The organism is Streptomyces sp. 549, assembly GCF_030124175.1.
In the GTDB taxonomy this organism is placed as follows: Bacteria; Actinomycetota; Actinomycetes; order Streptomycetales; family Streptomycetaceae; genus Streptomyces.
On the sequence record NZ_JASKMT010000023.1, the window covers coordinates 58,685 to 75,589 of the forward strand.

A 16,905-nucleotide genomic window follows, 5' to 3' on the forward strand; every position below is an offset into this window, starting at 1 on the left:
GGCCCGTCAGGCGGTCGGCCCGTCTGCGGGTTGGCCGGTCAGCCGGTCAGCGGAAGACCGCGATCCAGCCCTTGTTCAGCTCCGGCTTCTTGTAGAGCTTCTGGGTGGCGAGGAAGAGGCTGCCGTCCTTCCAGAAGGGCTGCGTCTTGGAGATGCTCATGCCCTGCACCAGCTCGCTCTCCTTGTCGGGCAGCTTGGCGTACAGCTCCGCCTTGCCGGTCTTGGTGTCGATGGCGGTGATCCGGCCGGCGCTGCGGTAGTCACCGCCCTCGAAGGCGATGAGCTTGTCCCCGTCGACGGCGACCGGCGTGGTCCGGCCCTCCTCCGTCGGGTTGGAGACCCAGGCGGACTTGCCGGTGTCCAGGTTGAACGCCACGATCTCGTTCGTCTGGGAGGCGTCGCCCTGGTGCATCTTCGTCTCCAGGTAGATCGTGTTGCGCTCCTTGTCGGCGATGACGTTGTACGCCTCGGCGAGACCGATGCCGTTGGAGTTGTACTGGTAGCGCTCGGGGTCGAGGCCGATCTTCTGCTCCAGCTTCAGGTCGTCCGACAGGACCATCAGGTCGGTGACGGCGATGCTCGACGCGCCGCCGGCGTTGACCCCGACGACCAGCGGGTCGGTGGAGAAGACCCGCTGGATCTTGACGCCGGACGGCGCCTTCCACTCGGCGGTCTTCTTGCCCGACTTCGACAGCGCCTGCAGCGACATGTCGTCCTCGCCGAAGCCGCACTGGACCATGGAGAGGAACTGCTTGCCGCCGACGTAGGCGCGGTCCCGGCACTCGGTGGTGGGCTTGGCCTTCCACAGCTCCTTGCCGTCGGCCAGGTCGTAGGCGACGGAACCGCCGATCCACGCGACACCGGCGATCTCGCCGCTGACCCCGGCCTGCGGGAAGCTGACGCGGGGGATCTCGCCCGCCTCACGCCCGGGCAGGTCCTTGTCCCACAGCTTCTTGCCGTTGGCGAGGTCGATGCCCATCGCCTTCTCGCACTTGCGGCCCCACAGGATCATCGTGCGGTCCTTGGAGCTGTCGTTGGCGGCCACGCACTGGTCGCCGCGGACGGCCTTGATCGACCACGCCTCCTTGCCGTCCTTGACGTCGTAGGCACGGACCGCGTCGACCTCGTACTTGACGACGGTGTCGCCGACGAACCAGGTGCCGGGGGTGTCCATCAGGATGTCGGAGTCCACCAGCGCCGGCGCGGGCTTCTGCCAGGCCAGCTCGGCCTGCCCGTCCTGCGCGGCGGGGCCGTCACCGCCCTTGCCGTCGGTGCCGCCCTCCTCACCGCCGCCCTCGGTCGAGCCCTGGGTGTCGGGCTTGGACTCGTCCTTGCCGTCGCCGTCGCCCCGGGTGAGGAAGAACACGCCGCCCACGGCGACCAGCACCGTCGCGACCACGGCCGCGATGATGATCATCAGCTTCTTGTTGTCGCCGGGGCCCTTCTGCCCGGTGACCGGCAACGGGTACGTCGGCTGCTGCCCGTACGGGCCGGGCTGACCGTAGGCACCGGGCTGCCCGTAGCCGGGCTGCTGGCCGTACTGCGGCTGCTGGCCGTACTGGGGCTGCTGGCCGTATGGGGCCTGCTGACCGTAGGCGCCGGGCTGGCCGTACGGCGGGGTCGGCGGCTGACCGGGGTAGCCGTAGCCCTGCGGCGGCTGGCCGGGGCCCTGCGGCGGGCCCTGCGGGTAGCCGTAGCCGGGCCCCTGCGGGGGCTGCGGGTAGCCATAGCCGGCGGCGGGCGGCTGCTGGCCGGAACTGTTCGGTGCCTGGCCGGGCGCCTGGCCGGGCGGCGGCCCCGGAGGCTGGGCCGGCGGAGGGGTCGGTGCCTGACCGGACGGCGTCGGCGACTCGGCCGGCGTCGCCGGCTCGTCCTTGCCGGACGCCTGCGGCTGCTGGCCGTCGGACGGTTCCTGCGGGGGGCCGAAGCCGCCCGGAGGCGGCTGGTTCGGCGGGGGAGGCGGCTGGGACATAGCGGGGTTCCTTCTCCACACGCGGACCGATTGCCCTGCCCCTCAATCCCCCGTAGGGACGAGCGAATCGGACATTTGGCCCGCCGATTTCTCGACAACTCACTGGCAGTTGAGCGAAGCCCTTTGTATCACCGGACACAAGAAGACGCCGGACCGGTTCCCTACCCACGGGTCCGACCGCCCCTCCGAGCACCCGCGACCGCCCCCTGGCGTCCGACGGATGGTGCCTGGTCTCCGGCCTGCCTCCGGTGGGAGGTCAGTCGTCGGCCAGCTCCAGCCAGCGCATCTCCAGCTCCGCCTGCTGCTCGGCCAGCTCCCGCAGACGCACGTCGAGGCCCGCCACCCGCTCGAAGTCCGTGGCGTGCTCCGCCATCTCCGCGTGCAGCTTCGCCTGCTGCTCCGCGTTGCGGTCCAGCTGCCGCTCCAGTCGCTGCAGCTCCTTCTGCGCCGCCCGTGAGACCGCCGCCGGCTTCGCCGGGGCCGACACCGCCGACGCGGACGCGGACGCGGGTGCCGACGCGGCGGAGCCGGCCGCCTGTCGCCGGACCGCCTCTCGGCGCTCCAGGTACTCGTCCACGCCTCGCGGCAGCATGCGCAGCGTGCCGTCACCGAGCAGCGCGAACACCCGGTCGGTGGTGCGCTCCAGGAAGAACCGGTCGTGGCTGATGACGACCATCGACCCCGGCCAGCCGTCCAGCAGGTCCTCCAGCTGGGTCAGCGTCTCGATGTCGAGGTCGTTCGTCGGCTCGTCGAGGAACAGCACGTTCGGCTCGTCCATCAGCAGCCGCAGGATCTGCAGCCGCCTGCGTTCGCCGCCGGACAGGTCGCCGACCGGCGTCCACTGCTTGTCCTTCACGAAGCCGAACCGCTCGCACAGCTGCGAGGCGGACATCTCACGGCCCTTGCCGAGGTCCACGCGGCCCCGCACCTGCTCCACGGCCTCCAGGACCCGCACCGTGGGGCTCAGCTCGGCGACCTCCTGCGAGAGGTACGCCAGCTTCACCGTGCGGCCGACCTTGACGCGTCCGGCCGCGGGCTGGTCCTCGCCCTCGCTGCGGGCGGCGTCCGCCAGGGCCCGCAGCAGCGACGTCTTGCCCGCGCCGTTCACCCCGACCAGGCCGACGCGGTCACCCGGGCCGAGCTGCCACGTCAGGTGCTTGAGCAGCACCTTCGGTCCGGCCTGCACGGTGACGTCCTCCAGCTCGAAGACCGTCTTGCCCAGCCGCGAGTTGGCGAACCGCATCAGCTCGGCGGAGTCGCGGACCGGAGGTTCGCCGGCGATCAGCTCGTTGGCGGCCTCGATGCGGAACCGGGGCTTGCTGGTGCGGGCCGGAGCGCCGCGCCGCAGCCACGCCAGTTCCTTGCGCATCAGGTTCTGCCGCTTGGTCTCCTCGGTCGCGGCGATGCGCTCCCGTTCGGCGCGGGCGAAGACGTAGTCGCTGTAGCCGCCCTCGTACTCGTGCACCGTGCCGCGCTGCACGTCCCACATCAGCGTGCACACCTGGTCCAGGAACCACCGGTCGTGCGTCACGCACACCAGCGCCGAGCGGCGCTCCCGCAGGTGGCCCGCGAGCCAGGCGATGCCCTCCACGTCGAGGTGGTTGGTGGGCTCGTCGAGCACGATCAGGTCCTGCTCGGCGATGAGCAGCTTGGCCAGCGCGATCCGGCGGCGCTCACCGCCGGAGAGCGGGCCGATGACGGTGTCCATGCCCTGCTCGAAGCCCGGCAGGTCGAGGCTGCCGAAGAGGCCGGTGAGCACGTCGCGGACGCGGGAGTCGCCGGCCCACTGGTGGTCGGCGAGGTCCCCGACCACCTCCTGCCGCACGGTCGCGGCCGGGTCGAGCGAGTCGTGCTGGGTGAGCACCCCGAGGCGCAGGCCGCCCTGGTGGGTGACACGGCCGGTGTCGGCGTCCTCCAGTCGGGCCAGGATGCGGATCAGCGTGGTCTTGCCGTCGCCGTTGCGGCCGACGACGCCGATCCGGTCGCCCTCGTTCACTCCGAGGGAGACGCCGTCGAGCAGCGATCGCAGGGCGTACGCCTTGCTGACGGCTTCCAGGTTGACGAGGTTGACGGCCATGGGGCTCCGGCTCTGTGGAGGACTGGTGCACTGGTGCGGTGCGGGCTGACTGGTCAGCGGTCCAGCCTAGTCGCCCCGGCCGCCGCCCCCTGCGGACGGTGTGCCCGGTGCGGCCCGGACCGCGCCCCGGGGCCCGTCACCCGGGGGGCGCGCGGTGCGCGGGCGCCGCGTCCGAAGGGGCCGTCAGCCGGCGTTGAGGATGCGGGCCACCACCGGGCCGGCGTTCTTGCCGCCGTGGCCGGAGTTGGGGATGACGGCGGCAGCGGCGATGTCGTCGCGGTAGCCGATGAACCAGGCGTTGGGCTTCTTCTGGCCGTCCACCTCGGCGGAACCGGTCTTGCCGCCCTTGTCGCCACCGACCGAGGCCATCGACTCGGCGGCGGTGCCGCTGGTGGCCGTCGTCTTCATCAGCGCGCGCAGTTCGGCGGCGACGGCCGGGGACAGGTTGCGCGGCGCCTTCGCCAGAGCGCGGTTGTCCAGCTGAGGAGAGACGAGGTAGGGCTGCTTGAACGTGCCGTCCTTCACGGTGGCCGCCACCGAGGCCATCGTCAGCGGGTTCATCCGGACCGCGCCCTGGCCGAGCAGGGAGGCGGCCATCTGCGCGTCGGACTGCACGGGCACGGCACCGTCGAAGGTGCCGGTGCCGACCTGCCAGTCCAGGCCGAGGCCGAAGACGTCCCGGGAGTGCTTGGTGAGGTCGTCGTCCTTGAGCTTCGGCGCCTGGCTGATGAACGCGGTGTTGCAGGACGCGGCGAAGCTCTGCGCGAAGGTGCCGTTCTTGATCTCGAACTTGTCGAGGTTCTGGAACTTCCAGCCGCCGTGCGTGAAGTACTTGGGGCAGGGGTGCGGGGCGCCGCTCTTGGCGAGGCCCTTCTCCAGCAGCATCGAGGACGTGACGACCTTCATCGTCGACCCCGGGGCCAGCGAACCGCGCAGCGCCGCGTTGAAGCTGTCAGCGGGGGTGTTGGCGATGGCGAGGATCTCGCCCGTGCTGGGCTTCACGGCGACCGCGGACCCCTTGGCGCGGCCGTCGAGGGCCTTCATCGCTGCCTTCTGCAGGGCGGCGTCGATCGTGGTCGCGACCTTGCCGGGCGTGCCCTCGGACACCTTGTGCAGCGTGACGCGGCCGGCTGTGTCATCAGCGTTCTCGGCGTTCCCGGCTGCCTTGCCGTCGGCGTCCTTCTTCGCACCGGCCTTGCCGCTGACGATGCGGGTCTCGACGCCGGGCTTGCCGTCGGACTTGTCGGCGTAGCGCTTGCGCACGTCGTCCAGGACGGCGGCCAGCTCGGGGAACTCCTCCTTGGTCAGCTCCACGCCGTTGCGGTCGACGAGCGACACCTCGGGATCCCCGGCGGCGTCGGTGACGATGCGCTCGCCGTCCTTGAGTTCGGGGTGCAGCACGGACGGCTGCCAGTCGACGACGGCCTTACCGCTGGCGGAGTCGCGGACCACGGTCAGCGCGGACTCGTACGTCCACTCCGAGGTGGCGCCCTCGTGGGCCAGCTGCACCACCGCGTCGAACGGCACCTCCGCGGCTGCGTCGTCGGGGGCGTCCTCGGAGGCGGCGTCCTCGGACGCCTCACTCGCGTCGTCGGCGGTCTTGTCCGAGGGTGCGACGGGGGTTCCGGCGGTGAGGGCGACCTCGGTGGCGCCGCCGTCCTTGGCGAAGCTCTTCAGCGCCTTCGCGGCGGCCTTCGGGTCGCTGGTCAGGTCGGCCGCCGCAGCGGCGTCACCGGACTGCCAGGCGGTCAGGAACTGCTCGGACGTGGACTGCACTTCCTCGGCCGACGGCGGGCCCGTCTCGACGGACTTCGGCTTGCCGTCGGCGCTCGTCCCGGTGACGGAGTTGTTCCCCCCGTCGTCACCGTCTCCCCCGACGAGGGCGTAGGCCCCCACGCCGGCAGCTCCCACCGCTGCGGCGCAGACGACACCGATCACCGCCAACTTCTGACCGTCGCGCATAGTCTTCCCGACTCTCCACCCCGCCCCGGCAGCGCCGGGTACCTGTCCGAGCACCCTAGAGCACCGCGCCGACACCGACGGCGGGCGGTCCCTGGATTCCGGGCGCTGCGATCCCGCCTGCGAGTTCGGCCTGCGAACCACCCGTCAGCACGTCCCCGGCGCCGCGATCGGTTCCGCCCCGCACACGATTGACCGGAACTGGCCGGAACTGACACCTGTTTCTGAGACCGTGCGGGTTCTGAGACCGTGCGGGCTCTTCGGTCCGTCCGGCGCCCCGGCTGCTCCTCGGCCGGTGGAGACCACGGAAAGCGAACGAACGGTCTGGCCGCCTAGTTCTCTGCCTGGCTTTCCGCCAACGTCATGAGGTCCAGCGTTACCGCCGGAATCCCCCTGGTGCACTCACAGCCCCACGTCCGTCGCCCCAGTACGGCGGGTGCGCGTAGACCGGTGACAGCCCTCGCAGAGCACGGAGCGGCACAGGAGCTGACTCCCAGTCAGCTAGATCCAGCTGTCGAACCACATGCGGGCCCGCCACTGGTCCATGGACAGCTCCTCGGCGGTGTAGACCGGCCAGAAGTAGATGAAGTTCCACACGATGAGCAGCACCAGCACGCCGCCCGCCACCAGGCCGATGGTGCGGCGGCGTTCGGTGCAGCCGGGCGGGCCGGCCAGGGCGCCGAGCATCATGGCGACCGCGAGGCAGAGGAACGGCACGAAGACCACGGCGTAGAAGTAGAAGATGGTCCGCTCCTGGTAGAGGAACCACGGCAGGTAGCCGGCGGCGAGGCCGCACAGCAGGGCTCCGGCCCGCCAGTCGCGGCGCATCGCCCACCGGTAGAGGGCGTAGACGACGGCGGCGCAGGCCACCCACCACAGCAGCGGCGTGCCGAGGGCCAGGACCTCGCGGGCGCAGCCGCTCTGCTCCATGCAGCCCTTCTCACCCAGTTCCCACGACTTGTAGTGGTAGGAGACGGGCCGGGCGTTCACCAGCCAGCTCCACGGGTTCGACTGGTACGGGTGGTGCGAGGTCAGCTCGACGTGGAAGCGGTAGACCTCCGACTCGTAGTGCCACAGGCTGCGCAGCGGCCCGGGAATCCACGTCCAGGAGCCGCCCGCGCCGTCGGTCTCGGCCCAGTCCCTGAAGTAGCCGCCGCGGGTGGCGAACCAGCCGGCCCACGACGCGACGTAGGCGGCGAGCGCGACGGGGACGAGGGAGACGAAGGCCGGCACGGCGTCGCGGCGCAGCATCGCCCGCAGTGGGCGGCGGGCGCCGGCGGTGCGGCGGGCTGCGGCGTCCCACAGCACGGTCATGATGCCGAACGCCGCGAGCACGTACAGGCCGTTCCACTTGGTGCCGACGGCCAGGCCGAGGCATAGCCCCGCTGCCAGCCGCCACGGGCGCAGGCCCAGCGGCAGCCGCCCGCCGACCTGCGCGTCGGGGCGGTCCTCGGGCAGGGCCTGCGCCAGGCGCGCCCTGGTCCGGTCGCGGTCGACGAGCAGGCAGCCGAAGGCGGCCAGCACGAAGAACATGAGCACCAGGTCGAGCAGGGCGGTGCGGCTCATCACGAAGTGCAGGCCGTCGACGGCCATCAGTCCGCCGGCGAGGCAGCCCAGCGCGGTGGAGCGGAACATGCGGCGGCCGATGCGGCACAGCATCAGCACCGACAGCGTGCCGAGCACGGCCACCATGAAGCGCCAGCCGAAGGGCGTCATGCCGAAGAAGTGCTCACCGAGGGCGATGACCCACTTGCCGACGGGCGGGTGGACCACGTACGACGCGGCCTCGCTGAGCGGCGGGGAGCCGGTGCCCTTGAGGATGGCCTCGTTGGCACCCTCGGGCCAGGTGCCCTCGTAGCCCTGCTGGAGCAGCGACCAGGCGTCCTTGGCGTAGTAGGTCTCGTCGAATATCACGTCGTGCGGTGTGCCGAGGCGCCAGAAGCGCAGCAGCCCGGCGAAGAGCGCGACGAGCAGCGGACCGCCCCAACTCGTCCAGCGCGGCTCGATGCCCAGCGCGGACCACGGGCCGCGGCCCCGGGCCGGCCAGGGCACGGTGAGCCGGTCTCGGACGGTGGTGCGCGGGCGCGCCGTCCAGCCGTAGCGGCGCAGTCTCCCCTGCCATGCGGGCTGCTGGACCTCGGGGTGGTGCCCCTGCTGGGTGGGGTGCGCCGACGGCACGGTGTCACTGCTCACGCGGGACATCGTAGGGAACGGCCCCCCGCCTCGCCCCGACAGCGCGCCTGCCGGGCCCGGCGCGCGGCGGACCGGCACCCGGACGGAGCCGGAGGCGGGCGGGGCGCGGACGGGCGGGCCGGGGCGGACGGAAGGAGCGGACGGGGTGGGAGGATGGCCGGGTGACGGGAACGCTGGTACTCGCAGGGACACCGATCGGCGACCTCGCCGACGCACCGCCGCGGCTCGCCCGGGAGCTGGCCGCCGCGGACATCGTCGCCGCCGAGGACACGCGGCGGCTGCGCCGCCTCACGCAGGCGCTGGAGGTGCAGCCGGGCGGCCGGGTCGTGTCCTACTTCGAGGGCAACGAGGCCGCCCGCACACCGGAGCTGGCGGACGCGCTGGCCGGGGGCGCACGCGTGCTGCTGGTCACGGACGCCGGCATGCCGTCGGTGTCCGACCCGGGTTACCGGCTGGTGGCCGCCGCCGTGGAGCGCGGCATCGCGGTGACGGCCGTACCGGGGCCGTCGGCGGTGCTGACCGCGCTGGCGCTGTCCGGCCTGCCGGTCGACCGCTTCTGCTTCGAGGGCTTCCTGCCGCGCAAGGCGGGCGAGCGCCTCTCGCGGCTCGCCGAGTCGGCCGCCGAGCGGCGCACCCTCGTCTTCTTCGAGGCGCCGCACCGGCTTGCGGCGACGCTGTCGGCGATGGCGGAGGTGTTCGGCGCGGAGCGCCCGGCGGCGGTCTGCCGGGAACTGACGAAGACCTACGAGGAGGTCCGGCGCGGCCCCCTGGCCGAGCTGGCCGACTGGGCGTCGCAGGGCGTGCGCGGCGAGATCACCGTGGTGGTGGAGGGCGCGCCGGAGCCCGGCCCGCAGGAGTGGGACGACGCCGGGCTGGCCCGGCTGGTCGCCACGCGGGAGGAGGCGGGCGAGTCCCGCAAGGAGGCCATCGCCGCGGTGGCCAAGGAGGTCCGGCGGCCCAAGCGCGAGGTGTTCGACGCGGTGGTCGCGGTGAAGCGGGACTCCGGGCGAGCGGCACCGGGGCGAGCCGCCTCCGGGCCCGCGCGTACCGGTGGGTAAGGCTCTACCCTTCAGATAAGAGCTCTCGGCGGCCCGGTCGGCACCTCCCCGCGTGTTTCCGCAGGTGGGCCGGGTCCTCCCGTTCGATCGGGCGCGTCCGGCTTCGCCGCCGGCGCCGCGTCCCCCGGCGGAGGACGGGCCGGCTGCTTCCCCGGCCGCCGCGGCGTGCACCGGTGTGGAGAGGAGCCGCCATGACGGAATCCCGGGGCCCCGAGAGGCGCCGTTTTCCGCGCACGATCCGCGAGGCCTACGCGTTCGCGTGCCTGAGTTGCGGGCACGCCTGGGAGCAGGCGTACGAGATCGAGCACCATGTGGACGCCGCCGACCGCCCGTTCTTCCTCTACTTCGCCGAGGGTCAGCGGGTGCCTTCACCGCTGGTCCGGCTGACCTGCCTCAACTGCGACGAGCACAAGGTGCGCATCGTCGGTACCGGCCAGGTCGAGGCGACGGGTTCGACGCCGGCCCCACCGGGATCACCGCGGTCGACGACGCCTCCCCGCTGACCGACGGCGGACGGTACGCGGCGGACAGCGAGCGGTGGGCGGTACGCGGCGGGCAGGGGGACGGTGGGCGGGGAACGTCCAGGTGCAGGCCGCCCTTAGGATCGCGGCATGCCCAGCAACGACCGTGCGGCCCAGCCCGCCCCACCGCTCCCCGAACCGCTCGGTGTCGCGGTCGCCGACTCCCACACCCACCTCGACATGCAGGACTCCACCGTCGAGGAGGCGCTGGCGAAGGCAGCCGCCGTCGGGGTGACCACGGTCGTCCAGATCGGCTGCTCCGCGGAGCGCGCCGAGTGGGCCGCGGAGGTCGCCGCGGCCCACCCGCAGGTGTGGGCGGCGGTTGCGCTGCACCCGAACGAGGCGCCGAGGCTGGCGTTGGAGGAGGGGCCGCAGGCGCTGGAGGACGCACTGGCGAAGATCGCCGAACTGGCCGCGCTGCCGCAGGTGCGGGCCGTCGGCGAGACCGGCCTGGACTACTTCAGGACCGGTCCCGAGGGTGTGGCCGTGCAGCAGGACTCGTTCCGCCGGCACATCGCGCTGGCCAAGGAGACGGACAAGGCGCTGGTCATCCACGACCGGGACGCCCATGCGGACGTGCTGCGCATCCTGCGGGAGGAGGGCGCTCCGGAGCGGACCGTCTTCCACTGCTTCTCGGGGGACGCCGCGATGGCGAAGGAGTGCGCGGAGCGCGGCTACTTCCTGTCGTTCGCCGGCAACGTCACCTTCAAGAACGCCCAGCAGTTGCGGGACGCGCTCGCGGTGACCCCGCCGGAGCAGGTCCTGGTCGAGACGGACGCCCCCTTCCTCACCCCCGTCCCGTACCGCGGACGGCCCAACGCGCCGTATCTCGTTCCGGTGACGCTGCGGGCCATGGCCGAGGTGCTCGGCCTGGACGCGGACGTGCTGGCCGGGCACGTCGCGGCCAACACCGCCAGGGCTTTCGGCTACTGAACCCAGCGCGTCAGCACACCGCACCACCGTCACCCTGAGTACCTGATCCACTTGGGAGAGTGACGCCCACTCCGCTAGGGTCCCGCCCCGCACCGGTCGGACCGCTTGGGAGTGCGTCGTGAGCCAATCGCAGGGAAGTCATCGCGCCGGGCGCGGCGGTCGCCGTGCCCGGACCGCGACGACACCACCGCCGCGCCACCCGGAGCCGCCCGGTCCGCAGACGTCCGGTCCGCAGACGTCCGGTCCGCAACTGCCCGGCCCGCAGCCGCCCGCCGCGGGGGAGGGCTTCGGTCCGGCCCCGGCGTGGGAGGCCGACCCGCCGCCCTGGGGCCACGGCCCGCCCGCCGGTTACGGCCCGCCCGGCGATCACGGGCCGCCGGTGGGCTACGGGCCGCCGCCCGGCTTCGGACCACCCGCGGACTTCGGTCTGCCCGCCGAGTTCGGACCGCCGCCGCCATGCGGACCGGCCCCCGGCTTCGGACCGCCCTACGGCTACGGCTACGACCCCGCACCCGCGTTCGCAGGCCCAGCGGACGGCTTCGGGCCGGCGGCTGCTTTCGCAGGACCCGTGCCCGGCTTCGGGCCGGCGGCCGTCGGGGAGTTCGGGCCGGCGGCCGAGTGGGGGTTCGGTCCGGCACCGGAGCCGTGGTCCCCGCCGGAGCACCCGGACAGCACCGGCGTCGGCACCAGCGACTCCGAGCCGACCGCACTCATCCCCAACGCGCTCAGCCCGACCGCACTCAGCCCCACCGTGCCCGCTCCCGGCGGCCCGCACGACCCGGGCGGCGAACCCGCCGCGCCCCGTGCCGCCGCCGACGGCACCACCGCCCCGGGCGGGCGGGCGGCGGCGCGGCGGGCCGCGCGGCGCGGGACCGAACGCCCCGACCTGCTGCGCAGGCTGCTGCCCCAGGCCCTGGTGGTGGCGGTCCTGGCCGGCGGCACCTCCGCGTTCGTGGCCCACGACAAGGTCGTGGAACTCACCGTCGACGGGCGGCCCACCGAACTGCGCACCTTCGCCGCCAGCGTCGCCGACCTGCTGGCCGAGGAGGGCGTGGAGGTCGACCGGCACGACATCGTCGCGCCCGCCCCGCAGGAGCGCCTGGCGGACGGCGACCGGGTCGCCGTCCGCTTCGGACGGCCGGTGGCGCTGACGCTCGACGGCCGCCACCAGCGGGTGTGGACCACGGCAAGCACCGTCGACGGCGCGCTGCGGCAGCTCGGGGTGCGGGCCGAGGGCGCCCATCTGTCGGTGTCGCGGAGCCGCCGCATCGGGCTGGAGGGGCTGGCCCTGGACGTGCGCACCGAACGCGGCGTCACCGTCCTGGCCGACGGCCGCGCCCACCGCTTGCGCACCAACGCGGCGACCGTGCGTGAGGCGCTGGCGGATGCCGGGGTGCGGCTGCGCGGCGAGGACACCGCCTCCGCGCCGCTGGACGACTTCCCCCGCGACGGGCAGACCATCACCGTGCAGCGCGTCACCGCGAGCGAGCGGGTCCGTGACGAGAGCATCCCCTACCTGACGGAGCGGCGCCGCGACCCGGAACTGCTGCAGGGCACCGAGGTGGTCGTGCAGCCCGGACGGGAGGGCATCCGCCGCATCCGCTACGAGGTGCGGTCCGTGGACGGCGTCCGGCAGCGGCCCCGGCGGGTCGACACCGAGGTCGTGCGGCAGCCGCAGACGCAGATCGTCAAGGTGGGCGCGAAGGCGCCGCCCAGTTCGGTGCGCGGCGCGGACCACCTGAACTGGGGCGCGCTGGCGGCGTGCGAGTCGGGCGGTCGACCCGGCGCGGTGGACGCGTCCGGGACCTACGGCGGCCTCTACCAGTTCGACGTGGGTACGTGGCAGGGCGTCGGCGGCAGCGGACGGCCGCAGGACGCGACGCCCACCGAGCAGACGTTCCGGGCGAAGAAGCTGTACGTGCAGCGGGGGGCGAGTCCGTGGCCGGTGTGCGGCCGTAAACTGCACCAGTGAGCACCGCCCCCGATCCCGCGCCCGACGAACCGGGCGGCCCGCTGCTCGGTCCCGCCGACATCCGTGAGCTGGCCGCCGCCCTGGGCGTACGCCCGACCAAGCAGCGCGGCCAGAACTTCGTCATCGACGCCAACACCGTGCGCCGCATCGTCCGTACCGCGGACGTGCGGCCCGACGACGTGGTCGTAGAGGTCGGGCCGGGCCTCGGCTCACTCACCCTGGCACTGCTGGAGAGCGCGTCGCGGGTGGTCGCCGTGGAGATCGACGACGTGCTGGCCGGCGCGCTGCCCGCCACGGTGGCGGCCCGGCTGCCGGACCGGGCGGACCGCTTCGCGCTGGTCCACGCCGACGCCATGCGCGTCGTGGACCTGCCGGGGCCGCCGCCCACCGCGCTGGTCGCCAACCTGCCGTACAACGTGGCCGTGCCCGTGCTGCTGCACATGCTCGCCACCTTCCCCACCCTGGAACGGGTGCTGGTGATGGTCCAGGCGGAGGTCGCCGACCGGCTGGCTGCGCCGCCCGGGTCGAAGGTGTACGGGGTGCCGTCCGTGAAGGCCGCCTGGTACGCCGACGTGAAGCGGTCGGGGTCGATCGGGCGGACCGTGTTCTGGCCCGCGCCGAACGTGGACTCCGGTCTGGTGTCCCTGGTCCGGCGTGAGCCGCCGCGCACCACTGCGACCCGGGCCGAGGTGTTCGCCGCGGTCGACGCCGCGTTCGCCCAGCGCCGCAAGACGCTGCGGGCCGCCCTGTCGGGCTGGGCCGGCTCGCCCGCCGCCGCGGAACGCGCGCTGGTCGCCGCCGGCGTCTCCCCGCAGGCCCGCGGCGAGATGCTGACCGTCGAGGACTTCGCCGCCGTCGCCGAGCACCGCCACACGCCGGAGAGCGACATGCCGGCGAACCATGTGCCGGACGGTCACACGCCGCAGAGCCCCAAGGCTGACAGCCCCGCGCCGGACAGCTCCACGCCGGAGGTCCCGGCGTCCGACGCCCCGGAGGAGTCAGCACGGTGAGCGTCACCGCCTCGGTACCCGCCAAGGTCAACGTCCAGCTCGCAGTGGGCGGCGCCCGCCCCGACGGGTTCCACGATCTCGCCAACGTCTTCCTCGCCGTCGGCCTGCACGACGAGGTGACCGCGACCGCCGCCGACCGGCTGCGCCTCACCTGCGAGGGCCCGGACGCGCACCGCGTCCCCCTCGACCGCTCCAACCTGGCCGCCCGCGCGGCCGAGTTGCTGGCCGCGCGGCACGGACTCGCCCCGGACGTCCACCTGCACATCGTCAAGGACATCCCGGTCGCGGGCGGCATGGCCGGCGGTAGTGCCGACGCCGCCGGCGCACTGCTGGCCTGCGACGCGCTGTGGGGCACCGCCACGCCGCAGGACGAACTGCTCGCGATGTGCGCCGAGTTGGGTTCCGACGTGCCGTTCTCCCTGGTCGGCGGCGCCGCGCTGGGGCGCGGCCGGGGCGAGTTGCTGACCCCGCTGGAGGTGTCCGGCACCTTCCACTGGGTGTTCGCGGCGGCCGACGGCGGGCTCTCCACCCCGGCCGTCTACCGGGAGTTCGACCGGCTCAACCCCAGCGGCGTGCCGGAACCCGAGCCCTCCCCCGCGCTGCTGGCCGCGCTGCGAGACGGTGACGCCGCCGCCCTGGCCGCGTCGCTCGCCAACGACCTCCAGCCCGCCGCCCTGTCGCTGCGGCCGTCGCTCGCCGCCACCCTGGAGGCGGGCACCGCAGCGGGGGCCCTCACCGGCATCGTCTCCGGCTCAGGGCCCACCTGCGCGTTCCTCACCCCCGACGCCGGTACCGCCGAGAAGGTCGCCACCGCGCTGCGCGAGTCCGGCACCTGCCGCACCGCCCGCACCACCACCAGCCCCGTCCCGGGCGCGACCCTGGTGGGCTGAGGACCGGCCGAGCGGCGGGGGTCTCGCGGGAGCCGCCCTCGCGCGCCTTGACGTCAAGTCCACTTGAGGTTCTACCGTCGGGGCATGGCATCCACCTGGGACACACCGGACTTCGACCTCGACGCCTATCTCGCCCGGATCGGCTTCATCGGCGAGCGCGCGCCCACCGAGCGCACCCTGCGCGAACTCCAGCGCCGACACGTGCTGTCGATCCCGTTCGAGAACCTGGAGATCATCCTGGGCCGTCCGGTGCTGCTGGACCTGCCGAGCCTGCAGGCGAAGTTGGTGCGGCAGCGGCGGGGCGGCTACTGCTTCGAGCACTCCACGCTGTTCGCCGCCGCACTGGAGCGGCTGGGGTTCGGCGTGACCGGACTGGCCGCCCGGGTACGGATGGGCCAGGAGGGGAGGTTGCTGCCGACCACGCACGCGGTGCTGCGGGTGTCGACGCGGGAGACGCCCGCGACCGGGCGGGAGTGGCTGTGCGACGTCGGCTTCGGTCGCAACGCCCTGGAACCGGCCGAGTTCACCGACGGCGCCGAGGTGTCCGAGGGCGGCTGGCGCTTCCGGCTGGTGCGGGAGTCCACCGACCCGGTCGAGGTGTGGGTGTGGCGCACGCTGGTCGGCGGTGAGGCGCACGACGCGCACGCCTTTCCCCTGCTGCCGCAGTACCCGGTGGACTACGCGGTCGGCAACCACTGGGTCTCGACGACGCCGCGCTCGCCGTTCGTCACCGGACTGCGGGTCCAGCGCGTCGAGCCGGGCGTGCAGTACGCGCTGGACGGGCAGCGGGTGACCGCCCTGCGGCCCGACGGGCGGACGGAGGTCCGGGAGGTGGAGCCCGCCGAGGTGCCGAAGGTGCTGGAGCACACCTTCGGCATCGAACTGGACACCGCCGACCGGGCCGCACTCGTCCACCGGCTGGAGGCGGACCGGGCGTAGGGGCCGACGTGCCGGCGGCGGTCCTCTGCGGCGCGGGCCTCAGTCCGTCAGGCAGGTGCGGACCGCCCGGACCAGGGCCTGCGCACGGGGGTCGGAGGTGACGGACTTCTGCAGCGACCCGGTGACGTAGCCGAAGGCGATGCCGGCGTCGGCGTCGGCGAAGCCGAGTGAGCCGCCGCGTCCGGGGTGGCCGAAGGAGGCTGGGGAGAGCATCGGTGAGGCGGGCCCGTGCAGCATGTAGCCGGACCCGAAGCGGGTGGGGACGACGAGCACCCGGTCGGGCCCTGCGGACTCCTCGGTGCGGGCCGCGGTGAGGGTCGCCGCGGTGTACAGGCGCCGCCCGTCGACGTGGCCGATGAGCGCCGCGTAGAAGCGGGCCAGGGAACGGGCGGTGGCCACCCCGGCGGAGGCCGCCAGGCAGGCCGCCCGGTACGCGGCGGCGTTCTCGTCGGGCAGCGGCTCGATCGCACCGAAGGCCCGGCGGGTGAGCGACGCGGGGTCGCGGTAGGCGTCGGCGACGTGCGGCTTGGCGCGCACCCGCAGTCCCTGCGCGGGCGGTGCCGCCGGAGCGGCGACCTCGGCTACGCGGCCCACGCGGTGCTCCTGCGCGGCGGGCAGGCCGATCCACAGGTCCAGGCCGAGCGGTTCGGCGATCTCCTCGGCGAACCAGCGGCCCAGCGGCTCGCCCGTCACCCGCAACACCAGTTCGCCCAGCAGCCAGCTCCAGGTGTGCGGGTGGTAGCCGTGGGCGGTGCCCGGCTCCCACTCGGGGGCCTGGGCGGCGACGGCTTCGGGGCCGCTGACGCCGTCCAGTGCCTGCGCCGGGGTCAGGGGCGTGTCCAGCACCGGCAGCCCGGCCCGGTGCGAGAGCAGGTGGCGCACGAGGACCCGTTCCTTGCCGTTCGCCTTGAACTCGGGCCAGTAGGTGCCGACCGGGGCGTCCGGGTCCAGCGTGCCGCGCTGGTGCAGCAGGTGCAGCACGGCCGCCGAGGGGCCCTTGGTGGCGGACCGCATGACCTGCGCGGTGTCCCGCCGCCAGGCGGCGTCGTGCGTCGGCGCGGTGTGGTCGCCGGGGGCCTCGGCGTCGGCGAGGCCACCCCACAGGTCGACGACCGGGCGGCCGTCGCGGTAGACGGTCACCGCCGCGCCGCGGTCGCCGCGCGCGGCGAGGTTGTGCCGGAACGCGTCCCGGACCGGTTCGAAACCGTCCGCCACCGTGCCCTGGACGTTCACCACTTGCTGCCGCTCCTACCTGCCGTCCCGTGGGTGCCGCGGTGGCGGCCCGCTCGGGGATGTGTCTCTGCGCGCTGGGTCGCCGTCCATGGTGCTACGTGCCCCGGACCGGCACCGGGCCGGGTCCCCCGCGCCGCGCCCGGCACGC

Annotated in this window: 12 protein-coding genes; 7 read left to right on the forward strand and 5 right to left on the reverse strand. The window is 73.8% G+C overall.

The window, feature by feature from the left end; all coding sequences use genetic code 11:
* Window positions 1-46 precede the first annotated feature (46 nt).
* From QNO07_RS21780 to QNO07_RS21795, 4 genes are all read right to left on the reverse strand, one after another.
* On the reverse strand, window positions 47-1,972 hold the full coding sequence (locus tag QNO07_RS21780; RefSeq protein ID WP_283993920.1) for an outer membrane protein assembly factor BamB family protein: 1,926 nt from the start codon (window positions 1,970-1,972) through the stop codon (window positions 47-49).
* A gap of 256 nt (window positions 1,973-2,228) precedes the next feature.
* Window positions 2,229-4,049, reverse strand: coding sequence for an ABC-F family ATP-binding cassette domain-containing protein (locus QNO07_RS21785; RefSeq protein WP_283993921.1), 1,821 nt, complete (start codon window positions 4,047-4,049; stop codon window positions 2,229-2,231).
* Window positions 4,050-4,232: 183 nt separating this feature from the next.
* A complete protein-coding gene (locus QNO07_RS21790; protein ID WP_283993922.1) occupies window positions 4,233-6,011 on the reverse strand; it encodes a penicillin-binding transpeptidase domain-containing protein in 1,779 nt (592 codons plus the stop codon).
* A gap of 498 nt (window positions 6,012-6,509) precedes the next feature.
* Window positions 6,510-8,210, reverse strand: coding sequence for a dolichyl-phosphate-mannose--protein mannosyltransferase (locus tag QNO07_RS21795; protein ID WP_283993923.1), 1,701 nt, complete (start codon window positions 8,208-8,210; stop codon window positions 6,510-6,512).
* Between the two features lie 152 nt (window positions 8,211-8,362).
* Here QNO07_RS21795 and rsmI point away from each other — a divergent pair, with 152 nt between their 5' ends.
* The 7 genes from rsmI (at window position 8,363) to QNO07_RS21830 (ending at window position 15,524) form a co-directional block, all read left to right on the forward strand.
* Window positions 8,363-9,259, forward strand: coding sequence for a 16S rRNA (cytidine(1402)-2'-O)-methyltransferase (gene rsmI / locus QNO07_RS21800; RefSeq protein ID WP_283993924.1), 897 nt, complete (start codon window positions 8,363-8,365; stop codon window positions 9,257-9,259).
* Between the two features lie 191 nt (window positions 9,260-9,450).
* Window positions 9,451-9,762, forward strand: a complete 312-nt coding sequence (locus QNO07_RS21805) for a hypothetical protein (protein WP_283993926.1) — start codon at window positions 9,451-9,453, stop codon at window positions 9,760-9,762.
* A 108-nt stretch (window positions 9,763-9,870) separates the two neighbouring features.
* A complete protein-coding gene (locus tag QNO07_RS21810; protein WP_283993927.1) occupies window positions 9,871-10,713 on the forward strand; it encodes a TatD family hydrolase in 843 nt (280 codons plus the stop codon).
* 118 nt (window positions 10,714-10,831) lie between these two features.
* Window positions 10,832-12,685, forward strand: a complete 1,854-nt coding sequence (locus QNO07_RS21815) for a ubiquitin-like domain-containing protein (RefSeq protein WP_349636863.1) — start codon at window positions 10,832-10,834, stop codon at window positions 12,683-12,685.
* Window positions 12,682-13,695, forward strand: a complete 1,014-nt coding sequence (gene rsmA / locus QNO07_RS21820) for a 16S rRNA (adenine(1518)-N(6)/adenine(1519)-N(6))-dimethyltransferase RsmA (RefSeq protein WP_283993929.1) — start codon at window positions 12,682-12,684, stop codon at window positions 13,693-13,695. The genes QNO07_RS21815 and rsmA overlap by 4 nt, the downstream gene beginning before the upstream one ends.
* Window positions 13,692-14,585 (forward strand): 4-(cytidine 5'-diphospho)-2-C-methyl-D-erythritol kinase, encoded by an 894-nt coding sequence (locus QNO07_RS21825; RefSeq protein ID WP_283993930.1) that lies wholly within the window; start codon window positions 13,692-13,694, stop codon window positions 14,583-14,585. Before rsmA ends, QNO07_RS21825 begins: the two co-directional genes overlap by 4 nt.
* Before the next feature lie 84 nt (window positions 14,586-14,669).
* Window positions 14,670-15,524, forward strand: coding sequence for an arylamine N-acetyltransferase family protein (locus QNO07_RS21830; protein WP_283993931.1), 855 nt, complete (start codon window positions 14,670-14,672; stop codon window positions 15,522-15,524).
* A gap of 39 nt (window positions 15,525-15,563) precedes the next feature.
* Here the strand turns inward: QNO07_RS21830 and QNO07_RS21835 are convergent, their stop codons facing one another.
* Window positions 15,564-16,760, reverse strand: a complete 1,197-nt coding sequence (locus QNO07_RS21835; protein ID WP_283993932.1) for a serine hydrolase domain-containing protein — start codon at window positions 16,758-16,760, stop codon at window positions 15,564-15,566.
* Window positions 16,761-16,905: the final 145 nt, after the last annotated feature.

Coding starts and splice junctions, on each gene's coding strand:
- QNO07_RS21810 (WP_283993927.1), top strand. CDS start 9,871: ATGCCCAGCAACGACCGTGCGGCCCAGCCCGCCCCACCGCTCCCCGAA.
- QNO07_RS21805 (WP_283993926.1), top strand. CDS start 9,451: ATGACGGAATCCCGGGGCCCCGAGAGGCGCCGTTTTCCGCGCACGATC.
- QNO07_RS21795 (WP_283993923.1), bottom strand. CDS start 8,210: ATGTCCCGCGTGAGCAGTGACACCGTGCCGTCGGCGCACCCCACCCAG.
- QNO07_RS21780 (WP_283993920.1), bottom strand. CDS start 1,972: ATGTCCCAGCCGCCTCCCCCGCCGAACCAGCCGCCTCCGGGCGGCTTC.
- QNO07_RS21830 (WP_283993931.1), top strand. CDS start 14,670: ATGGCATCCACCTGGGACACACCGGACTTCGACCTCGACGCCTATCTC.
- QNO07_RS21790 (WP_283993922.1), bottom strand. CDS start 6,011: ATGCGCGACGGTCAGAAGTTGGCGGTGATCGGTGTCGTCTGCGCCGCA.
- QNO07_RS21785 (WP_283993921.1), bottom strand. CDS start 4,049: ATGGCCGTCAACCTCGTCAACCTGGAAGCCGTCAGCAAGGCGTACGCC.